We start from the raw sequence: 21582 nt of genomic DNA, 5'->3' as shown, positions 1-21582 counted from the left end.
CCCACCGGTATCGTGACTGCTCCAGCAGATGATCGGTTCGGAGGGACAGCGCGTGAGGTCGGCAACCCGCTACACCTACCTCGGCCCCGAGGGCACCTTCACCGAGGCCGCCCTGCGCACCCTGCCCGAGGCCGCCACCCGCGAGCTCGTCCCCATGGTGTCGGTGCCCGCCGCGCTGGACGCGGTCCGCGCGGGCGAGGCCGCCGCCGCGCTCGTGCCGATCGAGAACTCCGTCGAGGGCGGCGTCACCGCGACCCTGGACGAACTCGCCACCGGCGAGCCGCTGATGATCTACCGCGAGGTGCTGCTGCCGATCGCCTTCGCGCTGCTGGTGCGGCCCGGTACGCGCCTGGAGGACGTCAAGACGGTGACCGGGCACCCGGTCGCCCAGCCGCAGGTGCGCAACTGGCTGGCGGCGCACCTGCCGGACGCGGTGTGGGAGTCGTCGGCGTCGAACGCGGACGGTGCGCGCCTGGTGCGCGAGGGCCGCTACGACGCCGCGTTCGCCGGGGAGTTCGCGGCGGCCACGTACGGGCTCGAGCCGCTGGTGACGGACATCCACGACGCGCAGAACGCGCAGACCCGCTTCGTCCTGGCCGGCCGTCCGGCGCGGCCGGCGGCGCGCACGGGCGCGGACCGCACGTCGCTGGTGGTGTGGCTCGGGGACGATCACCCGGGTGCGCTGCTGGAGTTGCTGCAGGAGTTCGCGGCGCGCGGGGTGAACCTGATGCGCATCGAGTCGCGGCCGACGGGCGAGGGAATGGGCCGTTACTGCTTCTCGGTGGACTGTGAGGGCCACATCACCGACCGCCGGGTGGGCGAGGCCCTGATGGGGCTCAAACGGACCTGCCCGAAGGTGCGCTTCCTGGGCTCGTACCCGCGTGCGGGTGTTGACCCGGACGACCGGTCGGGTGCCCTGGGGACGGTCAGGCCCGGGACGTCGGACGGCGATTTCGTGGCGGCGGCGGACTGGCTGGCGCGCTGCCAGGACGGCCGGGCCTGAGAAAAGGCCCTGGGCGGGGCCCGTACGAGGCCTCCGTCCCGCATGAGTGCCCTGTTCGTGCGAGCCCTCTGTGGGTTACCCACAAAGTTATCCACAGGTCGCTCTCGAGCTGGGGATAAGTCGACACATCCAGACGCGGACGCGAGGGGCGAAACGGTCAACGTCGACAAATCTCTCTAGCTATCCATCCGACCATCCACAGGCCCCGGCCGGTTACCCACGGGCGCCTCGTCCACCGAAAAGCCTCGAACAACCCGTTAGAGGGAGTGAATACCACCCTAAAGAGCGGCCACGCGAGGTTTGCCCCAAGAAACTCTGACGAATGACAGAGCAGTCGGAATCCTGCATTCCGACATCCACAGTTTTGGCGCACACCCTGTGGACAAAGAAGCGGAAGGCATTGTTCCTGTGGACAACGAGCATTCCGGGCCGCGGTCCCGGCCTGTGGGCCAACTGCCGCGCGCCCCAAGAGGGCACGCCGCGCCCGCGCCGCGCGACGAGGGTGTGAATACCGGTCGCCTGTAGGCCTTTTCCGGAATTTTCACGATCACCCTCGCCCTTTGTTCAAGAGTTTTTCCTCGCCCCCAAAACCGGACAGATCGCCATGAATGGGAATATCACCTCGAACAATCGCAGCCTGCAACGGTAGCCTGGGGGGGTGATTGACCTTCGCCTGCTTCGTGAGGACCCCGACCGTGTGCGCGCGTCCCAGCGTGCCCGTGGAGAGGACGTCGACGTCGTCGACGCTCTGCTCTCCGCCGACGAGCGGCGCAGGTCCTCCAGCGTCCGCTTCGACGAACTCCGTTCCGAGCAGAAGTCGCTCGGCAAACTGATCCCCAAGGCCTCCGGCGACGAGAAGGCCGAGCTGCTCAAGCGCGCCGGCGAGCTGTCCGCCGCCGTCAAGGCCGCCGACGCCGAGCAGGACGAGGCCGCGGCCGAGGCGCAGCGCCTGCTGCTGCAGATCGGCAACATCGTCCACCCGGACGTGCCGCGCGGCGGCGAGGACGACTTCGTCGTCCTCGAGACCGTCGGCACCCCCCGCGACTTCGCGGCCGAGGGCTTCGAGCCCAAGGACCACCTCGAGCTCGGCCAGGCCCTCGGCGCCATCGACGTCGAGCGCGGCGCCAAGGTCTCCGGCTCGCGCTTCTACTACCTGACGGGTGTCGGCGCGCTGCTGGAGCTCGCCCTCGTCAACGCCGCCATCGCCCGGGCCACCGAGGCCGGCTTCACGCCGATCCTCACCCCCGCGCTGGTCAAGCCGCGCGCCATGGAGGGCACCGGCTTCCTCGGCCAGGCCGCGCAGGACGTCTACCACCTGGAGAAGGACGACTTCTACCTGGTCGGCACGTCCGAGGTCCCCCTCGCCGCGTACCACATGGACGAGATCATCGACGCGGACCAGCTGCCGCTGCGCTACGCGGGCTTCTCGCCGTGCTTCCGCCGCGAGGCCGGCACGTACGGCAAGGACACCCGGGGCATCTTCCGCGTCCACCAGTTCGACAAGGTCGAGATGTTCTCGTACATCGCGCCGGAGGACGCCGAGGCCGAGCACGCCCGCCTGCTGCAGTGGGAGAAGGAGTGGCTCACCGCCCTCGAGCTGCCCTACCAGGTGATCGACGTGGCCACGGGTGACCTCGGCTCCTCCGCCTCGCGCAAGTTCGACTGCGAGGCGTGGATCCCCACCCAGGGCAAGTACCGCGAGCTGACCTCCACGTCCAACTGCAACGAGTTCCAGTCCCGCCGCCTGTCCATCCGGATGCGCGACGGCAAGAACGTCCGCCCGCTGGCCACCCTCAACGGCACGCTGTGCGCGATCCCGCGCACGATCGTGGCGCTGCTGGAGAACCACCAGCAGGCCGACGGCTCCGTGCGGGTGCCCGAGGCGCTGCGCCCCTACCTCGGCGGCCGCGAGTTCCTGGAGCCCGTCGCCAAGTGACGCCGACGCCGCTCCCGCCGCCGTACCGCCTGATCGCCACCGACCTCGACGGCACGCTGCTGCGCTCCGACGAGACCGTCTCGGAGCGCACCCGTGCCGCGCTCGGGCTGGCGACGGCGGCGGGCGCCGCGCACATCGTCGTCACCGGCCGGGCGGTCGCCTGGACCCGGCACATCCTCGAGGCCCTGGACTACCGCGGCCTCGCGGTCTGCGGGCAGGGTGCGCAGGTCTACCACGCCGGCGAGCACCGGCTGCTGACGTCGGTGACGCTGGACCGGCAGCTCGCCGCCCTGGCCGTCGCCAAGATCGAGGCCGAGGTCGGCCCCCTGTACCTCGCCGCCAGCCGCGACGGCATGGACGGCGACGTCCTGGTCGGCCCCGGCTACCGCGTCCAGGAGGGGCCGCTCCCGGCCCTGCCCATCACGGACGTCTCCGAGCTGTGGTCGGCCCCGCTGAACAAGCTCTACCTCCAGCACCCCGACCTCGGCGACGACGCCCTGGCGGAGGTCGCGCGCACGGTCGCGGGCGGCCTGGTGGGCGTGACGATGGCGGGCGCCGGGATCGTCGAGCTGCTGCCGCTGGGGCTGAGCAAGGCCACGGGGCTCTCGCTGGCGGCCCGCCGGCTGGGCGTCAAGGCCGCGGACACGATCGCCTTCGGCGACATGCCCAACGACGTCCCGATGTTCGGCTGGGCGGCGCACGGCGTGGCCATGGCCAACGCGCACCCGGAGCTGAAGGCCGTGGCCGACGAGGTCACCGCCTCGCACGAGGACGACGGGATCGCCGTGGTTCTCGAGCGACTGTTCGGGTGAGGTTCTCCGTCGATTCCCCCGCCGAGTTCTGGGCCGGGTTCTCCGCCGGTGCGCGGGCGGCGGGTGAGACGGCGGCGGGGCCGAGGTCCCAGCGCCAGGTCGGCCGGCCGCGCGTGAGCGGCCACAGCGCCAGCCCCAGGGCGAGCGCGATCGCGTGGCCGGCGTCGGTGAACGTACCGCCGGTCGTCAGCGGTACGGCGAAGAAGAGCACGGCTCCCGTCAGGTAGAGCCAGCGCCACGGGCGGGGCACCCGGTAGGTGAGGAGGCCCACGGACCCGGCGAGCCCGTACGAGACGCCTATGTCGACGACGTGCTTCATCGAGCGCGGCGCCGAATGGCTCTCTATCGCCAGCAGCAGGATCTCCTGGCTGACGAGCGTGGCCGCGATGTGCGCGACGGCGACCGTGCACAGCCAGCGCACCGTGCCGACCCAGCGTTCGACGTTGGCGTGGAAGACCTCGAAGAGCACGGCGTAGAGCAGGAACGAGGACGGGTTCGCCATCCAGAAGCCGCTGATGAGCAGCGACTGCAGCGGGTGCTTGTCGAGCTCGTGGATGTTGCTGCTGGTGCGGTGGAGGAGGAAGGCCTCCAGCCCCTCGCTGGCGGCGGCGATGACGAGGCTGGTGATGCCGATGATCAGCAGGTAGATGTGCGTGCCGGGAGAGGAACGCACCCAGGCGCGGACCGAGGACCACAGCGACCACAGCCGGTCCGGCAGCCCTTCGAGGTTCACCCTTAGACGGTAGCCCGGGGAACGCGGGCGCGCAGTTGTAGGATGACTGGGCAACCGGATGAAGTGAGGGGTTTCGGCCATGGCTCTACGTGCGGCGGGACGGCAGTCCCTGGTGGACACCGTCGTCGAACAGCTGCGCGCGCAGGTCGGCGCCGGCGAGTGGCAGGTCGGTGAGCGCATCCCCACCGAGCACGCCCTCGCCGAACAGCTGCAGGTCGGCCGCAACACGGTCCGCGAGGCCGTCCGCGTGCTCGTCCACGCCGGAATGCTGCGTTCCAGGCAGGGCGAGGGCACCTTCGTGGTCTCCACCGCCGACCCCTCCGAGATCATGCGCGGCCTGCGCCGGGCCCGGGTGCGCGACGTGCTCGAGCTGCGCATCGCGCTGGAGGCGGAGGCCGCCAGGCTCGCCGCGCTCCGGCACGAGAGCGCCGACCTCGACCGGATGCGGGCGGCGCTGGACGCCCAGGCGGCGTTCGAGGACGCCGAGGGCCAGCCCGACTCCGGCAGCCTCGAGCTCTACGCCGACCACGACGTCGAGTTCCACCGGGCCGTCGTGGAGGCCGCCCACAACCCCGCGCTGACCGCCACCTACGCCTGGTTCAGCGACGCCGTGCGCGAGGCCCTGCTCGCCGGGCTCGGCGACCGGGAGATGCCGCCCACCGTCCACGGCGACCACCACGCCGTCATGGACGCCATCGCCTCCGGAGACCCGGAAGCGGCCGCCCGCGCCGCCCGGACGCTGCTGGAGCGCCCCAAGCAGGCCGTCGAGTCGCTGCTCACCGAGAGCTGACCCGGCCCGCTCCGCACCCTTCGCACCACCCTTTGGAGAGCACCCGCATGTCCGAATCGAGGCCGTCCACACCGTCCACACCAGTGATCGACACGATGGGCGCACAGGAGACCCCCGCGCCCGCCCCGGCGCCCGCCGCCGCCCCGCGCGTCGCGCGCGCCCACCCGGCCCTGGTGATGCTCGGCATCGTCCTCGCCTCGCTCAACATGCGGGCCGCCCTCGCCGGGGTCTCGCCGCTCATGGGCGAGATCGGCGACCACTTCCACCTGGCCGCCGCCACGAGCAGCCTGGTGACCACCATCCCGCTGATCTTCATGGGCCTGGGCTCGATCGTCGCCCCCCGGCTGGCCCGGCGCTGGGGCACCGAGGCCGTGCTGTGCGGCGCCCTCGTCCTGCTGGCCGGCGGCATCCTGCTGCGCGTCGCCCCTCCGGTCGTCGCCCTCTTCGTCGGCTGCGCGCTCGTCGGCACCGCGATAGCCCTGCTCAACGTCCTGATGCCCGGCCTGGTCAAGCGGGACTTCCCGGACCGGGCCGCGAGCATGACGGCGCTGTACTCCACCACGCTCATCCTCGGCGCCACGGGCGCGGCCGCCTCGTCCGTACCGCTGGAGGAGGCCCTCGGCGGCTGGCGCGGCTCCCTCGCCTCCTGGGCGCTGCTCGCGGCCGTGGCGGCGCTCGTCTGGCTCCCCCAGGCACTCCTGGCCCGGCGCGGCACCGCGCCCGGCGCACCGGCCGCGCCGGCGCACCGGAGCCCCGCGGCGCCCGTGGCGCTCACGCGCTCGCCCCTGGCCTGGCAGGTGACGCTGATGATGGGCACCCAGTCGCTCATCGCCTACGTGTGCATCGCCTGGATGCCGACGGTCTTCACCGACCACGGCATGAGCAGGAGCCAGGCCGGCATCGTCTACGCGTTCTACACCCTGGTGCAGATGGCCGGCTCGTTCTTCGTGCCCCTGATCGCCGGGCGCACGCGCGACCAGCGGCCGCTCGCCGTGGCCGTCGTCGTCCTCATGGCGGCGGGCGTCACGGGCCTGCTGACCGCGCCCGTGGCGGGCGCGTGGGTGTGGGCGACGCTGATGGGCGTGGCCCAGGGCGGTCTGCTCGGCCTCGCCCTGACGCTGATGGTGCTGCGCACCCGCGACGCCCACACCGCGTCCCGGCTGTCGGGCATGGCGCAGACGTGGGGCTATCTGCTGGCGTCCGTCGGGCCGTTCGCGATCGGTGCGGTGCACCAGGCGACCGGCGACTGGACGCTGCCCATCGCCCTGCTGCTCATCGCCTGCGCGGCGCTGCTGTTCCTGGGGCTGGGCGCCGGGCGCGATCGCAAGATCTGAGGCATCAGGATCTGAGGCTTCAAGATCTGAGGTTTGGGCCCGGTGCCCCGTCAGGCCCTCGGCTACTCCTCCCCCCCGAGCGTCAGGGAGCGGAGCTTGTGGGCGGCGAAGGCCGTGGCGGCCACCGTCACGGCCACCAGCAGCGTCAGCGCCAGCGGCAGGCCGACCTCCGCGTCGACGGCGCCCTCGCCGGCGATCCGCTGGGCCAGGGACAGCGCCCACTGCTGCACGCTGAGCGTCCGGGCGCCGGGGATGAGGCTGCCGAAGAGCGACTCCCACACCAGGGCGTAGACGAGGCTCGCGACGACGGCGTGCCGGGTGACCGTGCCCAGCAGCAGGAAGATCGCGCTGTAGGCGACGGAGGCGACGGCGGCCGCGACGGCGTAGGCCACCGCGATCTGCCGGCTGTTGCCGTTGAGCAGGAAGCCCGCGATGAGGGTGGGGACCGCCGAGAAGGCGACGGAGACCCCTGCCGCGACGGTGAGCTTGGTCAGGATGATGCTCGTCCGCTTGACGGGCTTGGACAGGAGGTAGACGACGGACCCGTCGTCGATCTCCGGGCCGATCGCGCCCGTGCCGGCGATGACGCCGATCAGCGGCACCATCGTGGCGAGCGCGAAGCCGCCGAGGACGTTGGCCGCCGTCTGGTCGTCGGCGCCCGTCAGCAGGCGGACGGCGACCGAGATGGCGAGCAGCAGGGCGGGGAGCGCGAAGAGGATCAGCGCGCGGCGGCGGCCGAGGAGGCCCCGGTAGGTGAGCCGGGCGACAGTCGGGTGGTACATGGGCTGTTACCGCTCCCTTCAGGCCGTGACGAGGTAGGAGAAGACCGATTCCAGGGACTCGTCGGAGGGCGAGACCGTCAGGAGCCGGATGCCGTGCGCGCGGGCGACGCGCGGCAGGAGTTCGGTGAAGCGGCCGAAGTCGGCGGCCTCGACCCGCAGGACGCCTTCCCGCACGTCCACTTCGATGCCCGACGTCGACGGGTCGGCGATGAGCGCGGCGGCCAGGGCCCGGTCGTCGCCGGACCGTACGACGTAGCGGTGCGGCCGGTCCGTCATCAGGCGGCGGATCTTGCGGAAGTCGCCCGACGCGGCGTGCCGTCCGGCGACGACGACCTCGATGTGGGCGGCCAGTTGCTCGACCTCCTCCAGGATGTGGGAGGAGAACAGCACGGTGCGGCCCTCGGCGCCCATGGTCCGCAGCAGGTCCATCAGCTGCATGCGCTGGCGCGGGTCCATGCCGTTGAAGGGCTCGTCCAGCAGGAGCACGGACGGCTCGTGGACGAGGGCGGAGGCCATCTTCACGCGCTGCCGCATGCCCTTGCTGTACGTGTCGATCCTGCGGTCCTGCGCGTACTCCATCTCGACCGTGGCCAGCGCCCGCTGGGCCTCGCGGTCGCCCAGGCCGTGCAGCTCGGCGTTGGCCCGGACGAAGTCCCTGCCGGTGAGGAAGTCGTACATCGCCTCCCGCTCGGGGACGATGCCGATGTGGCGGTAGATGCCTTCGTTGCGCCATATCGTCTCGCCGTCGAGGGTGACCGTTCCGGCGGAGGGGGCGAGGAAACCACCCATCATGTTGATGAGTGTGGACTTGCCGGCGCCGTTGGGGCCGAGGAGGCCGGTGACGCCGGGGCCGACGGTCATGGAGACGTCGTTGACGGCGACCACGTTGCCGAACCAGCGCGAGACGTTGTCGATGCGGATAGTACTCATGGGCGCAGCCCATTCCTTGAGGGGTGGTGGTCGGGCGACGGGTGGGCGCTCACAGGCCGGCCTTTCGGTAGCGGCGCATCAGCAGGCCGTACGAGCCGGCGATCAGGGCGAGCACGACGAGGAGGTAGACCGTCCCCGCGCCGGTCCCGGGGCCGTGGCCGTCGGGGAAGGCGGAGGTGGCGGAGAGGAACGCCGTCTGCACGCCGTCGATCAGGGTGATCGGCGAGAAGAGCCCCAGCCATTCGACGGCCCGGATGTTGTCACTGGCGAGCGCGATGTTCTGAATGGTGCTGACCGCGCCGTAGGGGATGGTCAGCACGGCGATGACGGCGGCGACGCCGAAGCCGCGGCGGGGGGTGAGCGCGGCGACCACCAGGCCGATGCCCGCGTAGAAGAGCGAGAGCAGGGTCACGGATGCCAGTCCGTACGCGAAGCCCTTCGTCTGGACGGCGAAGTCCATCTTGGCGAGCAGGGCGCCGACGTAGAGGATCAGCAGGGGCGTCGCGGTGAGCACGAACAGCGCCGAGGCCATCGCCGCGAACTTGGCGACCACGTAGTCGACGCGTTCGATGGGGCGGGAGAAGTACAGCGGCACGGTCCTGAACCGCAGGTCCCGGGAGACCGACTGCGGCGCCTGGGCGGCGAGGTAGAGGCCGATGACGAGCTGCAGCCAGATGGCGTAACGGGTGTACTCCATGGGCAGCTTGTTCATCTTGGTGCTCACGGCGACCGCCACGACGATCGCGGCCGGCAGGCACATGACGCCGAAGAGGATCATCGGCATGACCTTGGACTTCGCCGAGCGGCCCAGTCCGTAGGCGCCGCGCAGGCTCTGGGCGTAGAGCGAGCGGCGGGCGTAGCCGCGGCCCAGGCGGGGGCCGTCGTACGTGCGGTAGCCGATGTTGTGGATGACGTCCGGGGCGGCGCCCTGCTGCCGGCCGGACGCCGCCGTGGTCCTGGTCTCAGGCGGCATCGACGGTGCCTCCGTTCTGCTGCTCGCGGTCGGTGCCGGACGCCTTGCGCCAGTCGGCGCCCCAGGCCGGCGCGGGGGCCTGTCCGGTGGCCGCCGGGTGCTCGCCGTCGTCGTCGCGGAAGACCTCGGCGATGCGGTGGCGGCGCTGTTCCATGCGGACCAGGCCGAGGCCGAGGTCCGCGACGGCGTCGCGGACGATGTCGTACGTGCTCTCGCCCGCGACGTCGACGAGCAGGACCCGGCCGGAGGCGGGCGAGCCGTCGGCGGCCCGGCCGGCGGGGCGGGTCTCGAGGCCGGCCGCGGCCAGGGCCGCGAGCAGCGCGGACGTGCCGTCGGGGCAGGCGTCGGTGTCGGTGACCTCCACGGCGAGCGAGCCCGTCGCCTGGGTGAACTCCTCGGTGGAGGAGGAGCGCAGCAGCCTGCCGCCGTCGATGACCACGACGTGGTCGCAGGTGCGCTCCAGCTCGCCCAGCAGGTGCGAGGTGACCAGGACAGAGATGCCGAAGTCGGTGTGGACGCGCCGGATCAGGGCGAGCATCTCGTCCCGTCCGACGGGGTCGAGGCCGTTGGTGGGCTCGTCGAGCAGCACCAGGTGGGGGTCGTGGACGAGCGCCTGCGCCAGCTTGACCCGCTGCTTCATGCCCGTGGAGTACCCGCCCATGGGGCGGTAGCGCTCCTCGTACAGGCCGACGTGGCGCAGCGTGTCCGCCGTGCGCTCGCGGGCGGCGGCCGGCGGCAGGCCGGACATCCGCGCCATGTGGACGACGAACTCGGTGGCCGACACGTCGGGCGGCAGGCAGTCGTGCTCGGGCATGTAGCCGACGCGTTCGCGGATCTCCGCGCCCTGGGTGGCGACGTCGAGGCCGAGGACGCGGGCGCTGCCCTCGGTGGCCGGGGAGAGGCCGAGGAGGATCTTGATCAGCGTTGACTTGCCGGCTCCGTTGGCACCCACCAGACCGGTGACACCCGGGGTGATGTCGACGGAGAGCCGGTCGAGAGCGGTCACCCGGGGGTACCGCTTGCTGAGGCTTTCGGTAGCGATCACAGTCACACCCTCGACGGTAGTGGCGCGGGTCACACCGGGCGTCAGACCAGACGGCTGGATCGGCGTAGTCCTCGGGTCTGACATGCCCGGGGAGGTGGGACCGAAGGGACGAGGGAAGTTTTCCACAGGGCCGTGCGGGGGCCTTGACGCAGCCGCCGGACATTGTCACAGTCACCAGTGTCAACTTGCGTGCACGGCTGGGGCCTTGGTCGGAGGGGTGGCATGGCGGCTGGCGTGACGGACGAGGCTGAGCTGGGCGGCTTCCGGGAGGTGCAGCGCCTGGCGTACGCATGCGCGGAGGCGGTCGCGGCCCGCCTCGCGCCGGGGGTGACCGAGCGCGACGCGGCCCGGATGCAGCGCGAATGGCTGCGCGAGCGCGGGGTGCGGGACTGGTTCCACCTGCCGTTCGCGTGGTTCGGCGACCGCACGGCCTTCGCGGGCTTCCGGGTGCCGACGCAGTTCTTCCCCACCGGGCGGCGGCTGGAGCCGGGGATGCCGTTCATCCTCGACCTCGCCCCGGTCCACCGGGGCTTCACCGCCGACGTCGGCTACGCGGGCTGCCTGGGCCCGGACCGGCTGCACGACCGGCTCATGACGGACCTCGCGGCCCACCGCGCGCTGATCCTGCGCGAGGTGCGCGAGCGCCGGCCACTGCGGGAGATCTACGAGGCGGTGGACCGGCTCATGACGCGCCAGGGCTACGCCAACCGCCACCGCGCCTATCCCTTCGGAGTGATCGCGCACAAGGTGGGCCGCATACGTGAACGCCGCTGGTCGCCGAGCCTGTTCGGGTTCGGCACGCAGTCGCTCAAGGGGCTCGCCTCGGACGCGGTCCGCGGCCACCGGGAGGGCTGGTCGCCGCTGTGGAGCCCGCACCGCTTCTCCGACCACCCGCCGCGGCCCGGCCTGTGGGCGGTCGAGCCGCACCTGGGCTTCCGGGGGACGGGCGTGAAGTTCGAGGAGCTCCTGGTGGTCACCGACTCCCGGGACCCCGAGGAGAGCGCTTTCTGGCTGGACGACGATCTGCCGCACGTGCGGCGCTGGCAGGAGGAGGGGGCGGTCGCATGAGCGGGGACGGCACGGGAATCGAGGGGGCGCGGGAGCGCCGCGTGCGTACGGGTGGCATCGAGCTGAGCGTGGTGGAGCTCGGCGACGCCGGGCGGCCGACGGTCGTGCTGCTGCACGGCTATCCGGACAGCAAGGAGGTCTGGGCCGACGTCGCCCTGCGGCTGCGCGACCGCTTCCACGTCGTGCTCTACGACGTCCGGGGCCACGGCCGCTCCACGGCGCCCGTCCCGCTGCGGGGCGGATTCACGCTCGAGAAGCTGACGGACGACTTCCTTGCCGTCGCGGACGCGGTCAGCCCCGGCGCGCCGGTGCACCTGGTGGGGCACGACTGGGGATCGGTGCAGGGCTGGGAGTTCGTGACCGTCCCGCGCACCGAGGGGCGCGTGGCCTCCTTCACGTCCATCTCGGGCCCCTCCCTGGACCACTTCGGGCACTGGATCAGACGGCGGACCACCCGGCCCACCCCGCGCCGCCTGGCGCAGGTGCTCGGCCAGGGCGCCCGGTCCTGGTACGTGTACGCCCTGCACACCCCGGCCCTGCCGGAGGCGGCCTGGCGCGGACCGCTCGGCCGCCGGTGGCCCGCGATGCTCGAGCGGCTGGAGAAGCTGCCCCCGGACGTCTCCGGCGGCTACCCCACCGACTCCCTGCCGCGGGACGCCGCCCACGGCGCCTGGCTCTACCGCGACAACGTCCGCGCCAGGCTGCGCCGGCCGCGCCCGGACGCCTACGCCCACGTCCCCGTCCAGCTGATCACCCCCACCGGTGACGCCTACCTCTCCGAGCGTCTCTACGACGACCTCGAGCGGTGGGCCCCCCGTCTGGTGCGGCGCACGATCGCCGCCAAACACTGGGTGCCGCGCAGCCGGCCCGACCAGGTGTCCGCCTGGCTCGCCGAGTTCGTCACGGCTCAGGAGGCCGCCCGGCAGGAGGGCGCGCCCGCCCGGCCGCCGGCGGGCGGCGGCCCGTACGCCCAGCGGTTCGGCGGGCGGCTGGTGCTGGTGACGGGCGCGGCCGGCGGGATCGGCCGGGCCACGGCGTTCGCCTTCGCGGAGGCCGGGGCGAGGGTCGTCGCCGTCGACCGGGACGCCGAGGGCGCGGCCCGCACGGCCGAGCTCGCCCGCCTGACCGGCGCGCCACAGGCCTGGGCCGAGGTCTGCGACGTCTCGGACGAAGCGGCGATGGAGAAGCTGGCCGCCAAGGTCGCCGCCGAGTACGGCGTGGTGGACGTGCTGGTCAACAACGCCGGCATCGGCCTGGGCGGCACGTTCATGGAGACGTCCGCCGAGGACTGGCGCAAGGTCCTCGACGTCAATCTGTGGGGCGTCATCCACGGCTGCCGCACCTTCGGCCGGCAGATGGCCGAGCGCGGGCAGGGCGGCCACATCGTCAACACCGCCTCCGCCGCCGCCTTCCAGCCCTCCAAGACCCTCCCCGCGTACAGCACGTCCAAGGCGGCCGTGCTGATGCTGAGCGAGTGCCTGCGCGCCGAGCTGGCCGGCCAGGGCATCGGCGTGAGCGCGATCTGCCCCGGCATCGTGGACACCGGCATCGTCGCGGCCACCCGCTTCGCGGGCCTGACCGAGGAGGAGCAGCGGCTCCGCCGGGAGAAGGTCGGCCGGGCCTACGCCCGGCGCGGCTATCCCCCGGAGAAGGTCGCCCAGGCCGTCCTGCGGGCCGTGCTCCGCGACCGGGCCGTGGTGCCGGTGGCCCCCGAGGCGCACGGCCTGCGCCTCATCTCCCGCTTCGCGCCCCGGCTGGGGCGCGCCATCGCCCGGATCGACCCCCCGCTGTAGAGGAGATCCCTGATGAGCGTCAGCCATCCCTACTACCGCATAGCGCCACGGCGCGTGGCGTTCGACTGGCGGGACACCCCGCTGCACTGGATACCCGACGAGCCCACCGCCACCCATGTCATCAACGTCCTCCACCTGCTGCTCCCGGCCGGGGAGCGCTGGTTCGTCAAGGTCTTCAGAGAGGCCCTGCCGCTGGTGACCGACGAGGCGCTGCTGAAGGACGTCAAGGGCTTCATGGGCCAGGAGTCCACCCACAGCACCCAGCACTCCCACGTGCTGACCCACCTCGCCGCACAGGGCCTGGACACCGGACCGTACCTCCGGCGGCTGGACTTCCTCTTCGACGTACTCCTGGGCGAGAAGCCGCCGTTCGGCCTCTCGCTGAGCGAGCGCGAGTGGCTGCGCTGGCGGCTGTCGGTGGTCGCGGCGGTCGAGCAGTTCACGGCCGTGCTGGGGGACTGGGTGCTGAGATCGGACGACCTGGACCGGGCAGGGCCGGACCCGGTCATGCTGGACCTGCTGCGCTGGCACGGCGCGGAGGAGGTCGAACACCGCTCCGTGGCCTTCGACATGTACGAGCACTGCGGCGGCGAGGACCCCGGCCGCTACGCCCGCCGCCTGCTGGGCATGGCCGTCGCCGCACCGTGGCTGGCGTACCTGTGGGCCACGGGAGCCGCCTATCTCATACGCAACGACCCGAAGCTGGCGGGCCGGATGCGCTACGGACTGCGCGCCCACAACCGCGCCGTCGCCAAGGGGATACTGCCCGGTTGGCGGGAGCTCGGCTCGGCCGTCCCCCGGTACCTGCGGCGGTCGTACCATCCCTCGCAGGAGGGGTCGCTGCGAAGAGCCGTCGACTATCTGGCGACCTCACCCGCGGCACGGGCCGCGGCGGGCGCGATGGGCCGCGCGGCCATTTCGTAAGGAGCCACCTCATGACCGACGTCGAGTACCGGATCGAGGACCTGGCGCACCGCAGCGGCGCCACGGTCCGCACGATCCGCGCCTACCAGGACCGCGGGCTGCTGCCCAAGCCCGAGCGGCGCGGCCGGGCGAACGTCTACCGCGACACCCACCTGGCCCGGCTGCGCCAGATCGCCGGCCTCCTGGACCGCGGCTACACCCTGGCCAGCATCAAGGACCTGCTGGAGGCCTGGGACGCGGGGCGCGGGCTCGGCGGGGTCCTGGGGCTGGTGGCGGAGGTCGACGGACCCTGGACGGACGAGGAGCCGGGCCGGATCACCCGCGCGGAGCTCGGCGAGAGGTTCGGCGGCGGGCCGGACGACGACGCCGTCGAGGAGGCGGTGGAGCTCGGCGTGCTGGTGCGGGTGCCCTCCTCGCCCGACGAGTTCCTCGTGCCCAGCCCCCAGGAGCTGGCCGTCGCCGCCGAGCTGCACGCGGCCGGGGTCCCGCTGCCCGCCATATCCGGCCACCTGCGCGAACTGCGCGTCCAGGTCGAGCACATCGCCACCCGCTTCCTGGACTTCACCACCGAGCACGTCTTCCATCCGTACCTGAACCACCCGCCCACCGACGAGGAGGCGGCCGAGGCCGCCTCCCTCGTCCGCCGGCTGCGCCCCCTGGCCCAGCAGACGGTCGACGCCGAACTGGCCCGCGCGATGCGCACGTTGGCCACCCGCTACCTCCGCGACCACCTGGGCGCGGTGGCGGCGGAGGATCCGGACGTCCCCGGGCGGCCGGCCCCGGCGGCGCGGGAGGACGTCGCCCTGCCCGCCGGCACGGTACGGGCCGTGCGGGCGCTGGTCGGGCCGGAGAACGCCGCCGCGTTCATCACCGCCGCCGCCGAGCGCGAGGTGCGGGCCCGGGCCATGGACGGGCTCGTCCGCCGCCGCTGACGGCGGCACCGGGCCCGGCCCGGCACACGGCCCCCGCTCACAGCCCCGGTGCGCCCCACACCGGGAACCAGCGGCCCAGGTCCCGCTCGACCGGCAGCTCGCTCTCCAGCAGCGCCCTCGCTTGGAGCTCCAGGCCGTTGTCCCGCCGGTCCGCACCGCCCGGGAGCGGCGCGAAGGGGTAGAACGTGCCGCGCTTGTAGAGGTAGACGAGCGCGAGCGGGCGCCCGCCCGCGTCGCGGAAGCCCATCAGCGAACAGAGCAGCTGGGGGCCGAAACCCCCCTCCTGCAGCAGGGTGTTCACCGCGTGCAGGTCGTTGACCAGCGCGGCCGGGTCGTCGGCCGGCTGCCGTGCGAGCAGCCAGGTGTAGCCGTAGGAGTCCCGGCTGAACTCGACCGGCACCCCTCCCCGCCCGGTGTCGGCGTCCAGCAGTGCCCGTACGTCCTCGCGGATCCGGTCGAACGCCCCGCCCTCCACGCTGGCGAAGCACACCGAGCCCCGTCCGGTGGGGACGAAGCCCGCGCCCGCCTGCAGCGTGACGGCGGCGGACGGCAGGGCGAAGAGCCGGTCGAGGTCCGGGAGGACCGGCTTGCCGCGGCCGAGGATGACATCCAGGAAGCCCACGACCGAAGTCTCCTTCCCTGGCTCTTCCCAGGCCCTCAGGCGAGGCCGAGGCGCGCGGAGATCCTGCCCAGCTGGTCGAGGCGCTGCTCGAGGGTGGGGTGCGAGGACAGCAGCCGGTTCAGGCCCTCGCCGGAGAAGGCGGGCGCGAAGTAGAAGGCGTTGAACGGTTCGGCCTGGCGCAGGTCGCGCGTGGGGATCCGGGCCATCTGGCCAGTGATCTTGGTGAGTGCGGAGGCCAGGGCCGAGGGCCGGCCCGTCAGCAGGGCGGCCGCCCGGTCGGCGGACAGCTCGCGGTAGCGCGAGAGCATCCGGGTGAGCAGGAAGCTGATGGCGTAGACCACGGCGCTGACCAGGGGGATCAGCACCACCAGCACGGCGGTGTTGCTGTCGCGGTCGCCCACGCGGCGCAGGCCGCCCCACAGCCCGACGCGGGTGATGATCCCGGCCAGGACGCCCAGGAAGGACGCGACGGTCATGACCGCGACGTCGCGGTGGGCGACGTGGGAGAGCTCGTGGGCCAGCACGCCCTCGAGCTCCTCCGGCTCCAGCCTGCGCAGCAGGCCGGTCGTCGCGCACACCAGGGCGTTGCGCCGGTTGCGGCCGGTGGCGAAGGCGTTGGGCACGTCGCTGTCGGCCACCGCCACCCTGGGCTTGGGCATGTCCGCGAGCGCGCACAGCCGGTCGACGGCGCCGTGCAGCTCGGGCGCCTGCTCGGGGGTGACCTCCCGGGCGCCCATGCCGTAGGCCGCGATCCGGTCGCTGAACCAGAACTGGGCGACGAACATCCCGCCCGCCAGGAGCAGGATCAGCGGCCAGGCGCCGCGCAGCAGCGCCACCAGCACGCCCACGAAGACCACGTACAGCAGCCCGATGAAGAACATCGTGGCGGCCATGCGGGTGGTCAGCCCCCGGTCGGGGGCGAATCGGGTGCCTTGCACGGCGCACCTCCAAGGCCCCCGCGGGCCGTGCCCGCGGAGAAGCTTTCCTCTCCCGATTCTCCCTCGACGACTCCCGGTCCTCCCTCGACGGCTCCTGGTTCTCCCTCGGCAGCCGGGAATCAGCGGCCGGCGCCCGGCCCGGCGGCGCGGCGGTCAGGACAGCTGCGCGAGCGCCTCCGTGGCGATCTTCTCGAAGACGGCGACGTCCGAGGCGAACATCGAGTCGGCGATCGGCCAGTGCACGACGATCTCGTCGATGCCGAGCTCGGCGTGGGCGCCCGCGAAGTCCACGAAGGCGTCGAAGGACTCCAGCGGCCGGTCGGGGGTGAAGCCCGTGAGGAGCACCTTGCGCAGGTCGGCGACGTCCCGGCCGGCCTCGGCGCACACCGCGCCCAGCCGCTCGATCTGACCGCCGATGGCCGCCAGGGACTGCTCCGGGGTGCCCGTCTCGTAGAGCTTCGGGTCGCCCGTGGTCACCCAGGCCTGTCCGTGGCGGGCGGCCAGCCGCATGCCGCGCGGGCCGGTGGCGGCGACCGCGAAGGGCAGCCGGGGGCGCTGCACGCAGCCGGGGATGTTGCGCACCTCGTGCGCCGAGTAGTGCTCGCCCTCGGAGGTGACGACGTCCTCGGTGAGCAGGCGGTCCAGCAGCGGGACGAACTCGGCGAAGCGGTCGGCGCGCTGCCGCGGCGTCCACGGGTCCTGGCCGCCCTTGAGCAGGGCCGTGGCGTCGAAGCCGGATCCCCCGGCGCCGATGCCCAGCGTGACGCGGCCGCCGGAGATGTCGTCCAGGGAGATGAGCTCCTTGGCGAGCGTGACGGGGTGGCGGAAGTTCGGGGAGGTCACCAGCGTGCCCAGGCGCAGGCGGGAGGTGACGCCGGCGGCCGCCGTCAGGGTCGGTATCGCGCCGAACCAGGGGCCGTCCCGGAAGGTGCGCCAGGACAGGTGGTCGTAGGTGTACGCGGTGTGGAAGCCCAGCTCCTCGGCGCGCTGCCAGGACTCACGGCCGCCCTCGGACCAGCGGCGGTCGGGAAGGATCACGGTGCTCAGTCGCATGCCCCCGAGCCTAGGCGCTGGGTCCGACAAGCAGGGCACCCGGCGGTCCCACGGGCTCCGCCAGGCTCAAGAGTGCGCATGCGTCGCACGCTTGTACGCCGGGCTCCCGCCGGTGGACGAGAATGGGGCCGTGACTTCCGCTACCGAGCCCGAGACCGCGGCGCCCCGCCGGCCGGCCGCCACCCCCCGGCTGATCGCCACCGACCTCGACGGCACCCTGCTGCGGGACGACCAGACGGTCTCCGACCGTACGGTCGCGGCCCTCGCCGCCGCCGAGGCGGCCGGCATCGAGGTCTTCTTCGTCACCGGCCGCCCGGCCCGCTGGATGGACGTGGTCAGGGACCACGTGCACGGCCACGGCCTGGCGATCTGCGCCAACGGCGCCGTGGTGGCCGACCTGCACGACGGGGGCCGGTTCATCGAGGTCCGCCCGCTGGCGGAGGCCGCCGCCCTCGCCATCGTGCGGGCGGTGCGCGCCGCCGCGCCCGGTGCCTCCTTCGCCATCGAGCGCACCTCGGGCATCCACTACGAGCCGGAGTACCCGCCCTTCCGGTCCGAGCCGGGCGCGGCGATCGCCTCCGCCGAGGAGCTGCTGGACGGCGGCGACGGCCCGGGGGCGCCCATCCTCAAGCTGCTCGCCTTCCACCCCGACATCGCCCCGGACGACTTCCTGCGCCGGGCCCGCACGGCGGCCGGCGAGCACGGCTCGTTCACCCGCTCCAGCCCGACGGCGCTGCTGGAGATCAGCGGCCCGGGCGTCAGCAAGGCCAGCACCCTCGCCCTGTGGTGCGAGCGGCGCGGCATCGCCGCCGAGGAGGTCGTGGCGTTCGGCGACATGCCCAACGACCTGGAGATGCTCACCTGGGCGGGCACCTCGTACGCCATGGCCAACGCCCACCCCGAGGTGCTGGCCGCGACCACGCACCGCACCGCGGCCAACACCGAGGACGGCGTGGCGCTGGTCATCGAGCAGATCCTGCACGCCCTGCCCCGCCCGTAAGGGCCCCTAGAGGTCGACCCCCCGGCTGCGCAGCCAGCCCACGGGGTCGACGGCCGTGCCGAACTCCGCCGACCGGCGGATCTCCAGGTGCAGGTGCGGGCCGGTGGAGTTCCCGGTGGTCCCCGACAGCCCGATCCACTCGCCGGCGCGCACGCGCCGCCCCTGTGGCACGACGGGCGCCGACAGGTGGGCGTACTGCGAGTGCCAGCCGCCGTCGTGCCGCAGGACCATGCTGATGCCGAAGGGGCCCCCGCACCCGATCGAGACCACGGTGCCGGCCCCGACCGCCCGCACGGGCGTGCCGATGGGGACGGCGAAGTCCTGTCCGGTGTGCCCGTTGCTCCAGCGCGCGCCCGTGCCCCCGAAGCCGGCGGTGAGCTCGTACGACAACAGCGGCCGCGTCCAGCCGCTGGGGGAGATCTCCGCCGCGCGGTCGACGGAGCCCCGGTTGTCCTGGATCTCGCTCTGCAGGCCGTCGAGGTCCACGGGCGTGCAGCGGCCGCTGCGGATGGACGCCTCCGCCATGCCGTTCAGGTCGCTGCGCGCCTTTGCCAGCCGCCTCTCGAGTTCGGCCTTCTCGCCGCGCATCCGGGTGACGTCCGCGTCGACGACCGCGTAGGAGTCGGCGGACGCCCCCTCCTCGGCGGCCAGGCGGCGGCTCCTGGCGTCCGCCTCGATCAGCATGCGCGCCAGTCGCTCGCGCCGGTCGGTCTCGCCCGCCTGCAGCTCCAGCAGCTCGACGGGGTCGGCGGCCTCGGCGGGCGCGAGGCCGCCGGAAGCGGTGAAGCCGGCGGTGCGGTACTGCGCGCGGGCGACGGCCCCGGCGTCCTGCCGCAGCGCCGCCGAGACGACCCGCTGGCCGTGCAGCTCGTGGGCGATCCGCCGCACCTGTGACCGCTGGTCGTTCACCACGCGCAGCCCGCGCTCGTAGCGCTGCGCCGCCCGCCCCGCCTCCTGCGCCAGCCGCACCACCTCGGAGCTTGCCCGCACGAGCTGCTGCGGGACGGCCCTGAAGGCGGCGGGGGGCCCGGAGGCGGGCAGGGAGGAGACCGCCATCCACACGGCACACAGCGCCACGCCGGAACGATAGGAACATCGCATGTTCGCGATCTTGGCCCGGGCGCCACCCGAGCGCGTCCACACAGGACCGTTCGGCGGAAGATTTACGGCTGGACGGCACTACCGGAGCCCCCACAGGGACCATCGGAGCCCTCACGGGGACCGCCGAAGCCGCACAGGAGCCCCCACAGGGCTCACCGAGCTCACAGGGGCGCTTCCCACACCACCTTCGTGCCGCCCCCGTCCTCGCCCAGGCCCGGCCCGTACGAGCTGGAGCCGCCCAGCGACTCGGCCCGCTTGGCGAGGTTGCGCAGCCCGCTGCGCCGGCCGCCCTCGGGGATGCCGACCCCGTCGTCGGCGACCGTGAGCCGCACCGCCTCCCGGCCGTCCTCCAGCGTGACCGTCGCGTCGACCACGATCTCGATCCGGGACGCGCGCGCGTGCCGGAAGGCGTTGGAGAGTGCTTCGCGCAGCGCGGCGATGAGGTTCTTGCCGGTCAGTTCGCCGACCTTCGCGTCGACCGGGCCGACGAACGTCGCGGAGGGCTGGAAACCGAGCGGCACGGCCGCCGTGCCCAGCTCGCGCAGGACGCGCGTGCGCAAGCCCGCGGGGGCCTCCGCGGGCCCCTGCTGGAGGGCGAAGATGGCCGTCCGGATCTCCTGGATGGTCACGTCCAGCTCGTCGACGGCCTGCCCGACCTTCGTGCGGACCTCCGGTACGACCGCGAGGCGCTGGGCGCTCTCCAGCAGCAGCCCGGTGGCGAACAGCCGCTGGATGACCAGGTCGTGCAGGTCCCGCGCGATGCGGTCGCGGTCCTCGAAGACGGCCAGCCGCTCCCGGTCGCGCTGCGCCTCGGCCAGCACGAGGGCCAGCGCGGCCTGGGCGGCGAACTGCGCCGCCAGGGTGCGCTCGGTGGCGGTGTACTTCCGGGCGCCGCGCGCGCGGGGCGTGGCGAGGGTGCCCAGCACGCGGTCGCCGCTCTTGAGCGGCAGGAGCATGCTCGGGCCGAAGCGGGGCGCGACCTCGGTGATCATGCGCGGGTCGGTGGCCGAGTCGTCGATGAAGACCGGCTCGCCCGCGAGCAGCAGGGAGGCGACCGGGCTGTGCGGCGGTATCACCGTCCCCAGCAGCCCGGCGGGGTCGTCGGCGGAGACGGCCACCATCTCCAGGCCGCCCTCGCCGTCCGGCAGCAGCACGATGCCGGCGGCGGAGTCGGCGAGCCGCCGCGCCTGCTCGGCCACGACGGACAGCGCGTCCTCGGCGTCGCTGCCCGACAGCAGCGCGGTGGTGACGGCCACGGAGCCGTCGATCCAGCGCATGCGCTGGCGGCTCTCGTCGTGCACGCGCGCGTTGCCGATGGCGATGCCCGCCTCCGTCGCCAGGATCTTCACCATGTGCAGGTCCGCGACGCTGAACTCGCCGCCGCCGCGCTTCTCGGTGAGGTAGAGGTTGCCGAAGATCTCGCCCCCGACCCGGATGGGGACACCGAGGGCGTGCTGGCCGTCGGGGAAGGCGGCGATGTCGGCGATGTCCTCGTACTGATCCGCCGCGACGCCGTACGTGATGAAGTCCGACAGCCCCTCGCCGCAGGGGTCGATGACCCCGATGGCGGCGTACCGGGCGTCGGCCAGCTCGGCGGCCGTCTGGGCGATCCGGTCGAGGGTGCTGTGCAGCTCCGGGCCGGTGCCGACCGAGCGCATGGCCTCCAGCAGCTGCGGCACCCGCCCGGTCAGCTCGGTGGACAGGCCCTGGAAGCTGCGGGTGGCCTCCGTGGCGGCGTCCAGCGAGTCCCGGGCGCCGTCGGCGGGCCCGGGGGCGTCCCGCGGGGCGGAGGGCTGATCCGTCGCTGCCATGG

Annotated in this window: 20 protein-coding genes; 10 read left to right on the top strand and 10 right to left on the bottom strand. The window is 73.1% G+C overall.

Annotated elements, in window-relative coordinates; genetic code table 11:
* Window positions 1-52 precede the first annotated feature (52 nt).
* The 3 genes from pheA (at window position 53) to IE295_RS12940 (ending at window position 3751) form a co-directional block, all read left to right on the top strand.
* Entirely contained in the window at window positions 53-1003 is a 951-nt protein-coding gene (gene pheA / locus IE295_RS12950) for a prephenate dehydratase (protein WP_224322993.1), read from the top strand.
* A 658-nt stretch (window positions 1004-1661) separates the two neighbouring features.
* On the top strand, window positions 1662-2939 hold the full coding sequence (gene serS, locus IE295_RS12945) for a serine--tRNA ligase (RefSeq protein WP_190063741.1): 1278 nt from the start codon (window positions 1662-1664) through the stop codon (window positions 2937-2939).
* A complete protein-coding gene (locus IE295_RS12940; protein WP_190063740.1) occupies window positions 2936-3751 on the top strand; it encodes an HAD family hydrolase in 816 nt (271 codons plus the stop codon). Before serS ends, IE295_RS12940 begins: the two co-directional genes overlap by 4 nt.
* Here IE295_RS12940 and IE295_RS12935 read toward each other — a convergent pair.
* Window positions 3693-4484 (bottom strand): rhomboid-like protein, encoded by a 792-nt coding sequence (locus IE295_RS12935; protein WP_372478802.1) that lies wholly within the window; start codon window positions 4482-4484, stop codon window positions 3693-3695. The genes IE295_RS12940 and IE295_RS12935 overlap by 59 nt on opposite strands.
* A gap of 79 nt (window positions 4485-4563) precedes the next feature.
* Between IE295_RS12935 and IE295_RS12930 the strand changes: the two genes are divergently transcribed.
* Window positions 4564-5274: a FadR/GntR family transcriptional regulator gene (locus IE295_RS12930; RefSeq protein WP_190063739.1), complete on the top strand. Its 711-nt coding sequence runs from the start codon at window positions 4564-4566 to the stop codon at window positions 5272-5274.
* Window positions 5275-5321: 47 nt separating this feature from the next.
* Window positions 5322-6608: a CynX/NimT family MFS transporter gene (locus IE295_RS12925; RefSeq protein WP_190063738.1), complete on the top strand. Its 1287-nt coding sequence runs from the start codon at window positions 5322-5324 to the stop codon at window positions 6606-6608.
* Between the two features lie 62 nt (window positions 6609-6670).
* On the opposite strand, the gene IE295_RS12920 is transcribed toward IE295_RS12925, so the two are convergent.
* Genes IE295_RS12920 through IE295_RS12905 form a run of 4 tightly spaced genes read right to left on the bottom strand, consistent with a single transcriptional unit; the run spans window position 6671 to window position 10338 of the window.
* Window positions 6671-7390 (bottom strand): ABC transporter permease subunit, encoded by a 720-nt coding sequence (locus IE295_RS12920; protein ID WP_190063737.1) that lies wholly within the window; start codon window positions 7388-7390, stop codon window positions 6671-6673.
* An 18-nt stretch (window positions 7391-7408) separates the two neighbouring features.
* A complete protein-coding gene (locus IE295_RS12915) occupies window positions 7409-8320 on the bottom strand; it encodes an ABC transporter ATP-binding protein (protein ID WP_190063736.1) in 912 nt (303 codons plus the stop codon).
* Window positions 8321-8369: 49 nt separating this feature from the next.
* Entirely contained in the window at window positions 8370-9293 is a 924-nt protein-coding gene (locus IE295_RS12910; RefSeq protein ID WP_190063735.1) for an ABC transporter permease, read from the bottom strand.
* Entirely contained in the window at window positions 9283-10338 is a 1056-nt protein-coding gene (locus IE295_RS12905; RefSeq protein ID WP_190063943.1) for an ABC transporter ATP-binding protein, read from the bottom strand. The genes IE295_RS12910 and IE295_RS12905 overlap by 11 nt, the downstream gene beginning before the upstream one ends.
* A gap of 222 nt (window positions 10339-10560) precedes the next feature.
* Here IE295_RS12905 and IE295_RS12900 point away from each other — a divergent pair, with 222 nt between their 5' ends.
* From IE295_RS12900 to IE295_RS12885, 4 genes are read left to right on the top strand one after another with little or no spacing between them, the layout of a single operon-like run.
* Window positions 10561-11406 (top strand): M24 family metallopeptidase, encoded by an 846-nt coding sequence (locus IE295_RS12900; protein WP_190063734.1) that lies wholly within the window; start codon window positions 10561-10563, stop codon window positions 11404-11406.
* Entirely contained in the window at window positions 11403-13199 is a 1797-nt protein-coding gene (locus IE295_RS12895; protein WP_190063733.1) for an SDR family oxidoreductase, read from the top strand. The genes IE295_RS12900 and IE295_RS12895 overlap by 4 nt, the downstream gene beginning before the upstream one ends.
* A gap of 12 nt (window positions 13200-13211) precedes the next feature.
* The gene (locus IE295_RS12890) at window positions 13212-14123 is read left to right on the top strand and encodes a metal-dependent hydrolase (RefSeq protein WP_190063732.1); all 912 of its coding nucleotides are present in this window, start codon (window positions 13212-13214) and stop codon (window positions 14121-14123) included.
* An 11-nt stretch (window positions 14124-14134) separates the two neighbouring features.
* Entirely contained in the window at window positions 14135-15055 is a 921-nt protein-coding gene (locus IE295_RS12885; RefSeq protein ID WP_190063731.1) for a MerR family transcriptional regulator, read from the top strand.
* 37 nt (window positions 15056-15092) lie between these two features.
* Here IE295_RS12885 and pspAB read toward each other — a convergent pair whose 3' ends face one another.
* From pspAB to IE295_RS12870, 3 genes are all read right to left on the bottom strand, one after another.
* On the bottom strand, window positions 15093-15677 hold the full coding sequence (gene pspAB, locus IE295_RS12880; RefSeq protein WP_190063730.1) for a PspA-associated protein PspAB: 585 nt from the start codon (window positions 15675-15677) through the stop codon (window positions 15093-15095).
* A gap of 35 nt (window positions 15678-15712) precedes the next feature.
* On the bottom strand, window positions 15713-16615 hold the full coding sequence (gene htpX, locus IE295_RS12875) for a zinc metalloprotease HtpX (RefSeq protein ID WP_190063729.1): 903 nt from the start codon (window positions 16613-16615) through the stop codon (window positions 15713-15715).
* A 153-nt stretch (window positions 16616-16768) separates the two neighbouring features.
* Complete coding sequence (locus tag IE295_RS12870) at window positions 16769-17668, bottom strand: LLM class flavin-dependent oxidoreductase (protein ID WP_190063728.1); 900 nt, start codon at window positions 17666-17668, stop codon at window positions 16769-16771.
* 130 nt (window positions 17669-17798) lie between these two features.
* On the opposite strand from IE295_RS12870, the gene IE295_RS12865 reads away from it, so the two are divergent.
* On the top strand, window positions 17799-18668 hold the full coding sequence (locus IE295_RS12865) for a Cof-type HAD-IIB family hydrolase (protein WP_224322992.1): 870 nt from the start codon (window positions 17799-17801) through the stop codon (window positions 18666-18668).
* A 6-nt stretch (window positions 18669-18674) separates the two neighbouring features.
* Here the strand turns inward: IE295_RS12865 and IE295_RS12860 are convergent, their stop codons facing one another.
* Together IE295_RS12860 and IE295_RS12855 are read right to left on the bottom strand one after the other, a co-directional pair.
* Complete coding sequence (locus IE295_RS12860) at window positions 18675-19745, bottom strand: peptidoglycan DD-metalloendopeptidase family protein (protein WP_190063726.1); 1071 nt, start codon at window positions 19743-19745, stop codon at window positions 18675-18677.
* Window positions 19746-19930: 185 nt separating this feature from the next.
* Window positions 19931-21580 (bottom strand): sensor histidine kinase, encoded by a 1650-nt coding sequence (locus IE295_RS12855; RefSeq protein ID WP_190063725.1) that lies wholly within the window; start codon window positions 21578-21580, stop codon window positions 19931-19933.
* Window positions 21581-21582: the final 2 nt, after the last annotated feature.

The organism is Streptomyces griseocarneus, from assembly GCF_014655595.1.
In the GTDB taxonomy this organism is placed as follows: Bacteria; Actinomycetota; Actinomycetes; order Streptomycetales; family Streptomycetaceae; genus Streptomyces; species Streptomyces griseocarneus.
The sequence above is the reverse complement of the archived record's forward strand: the minus strand, read 5'-3'. Positions and strand labels throughout refer to the sequence as shown.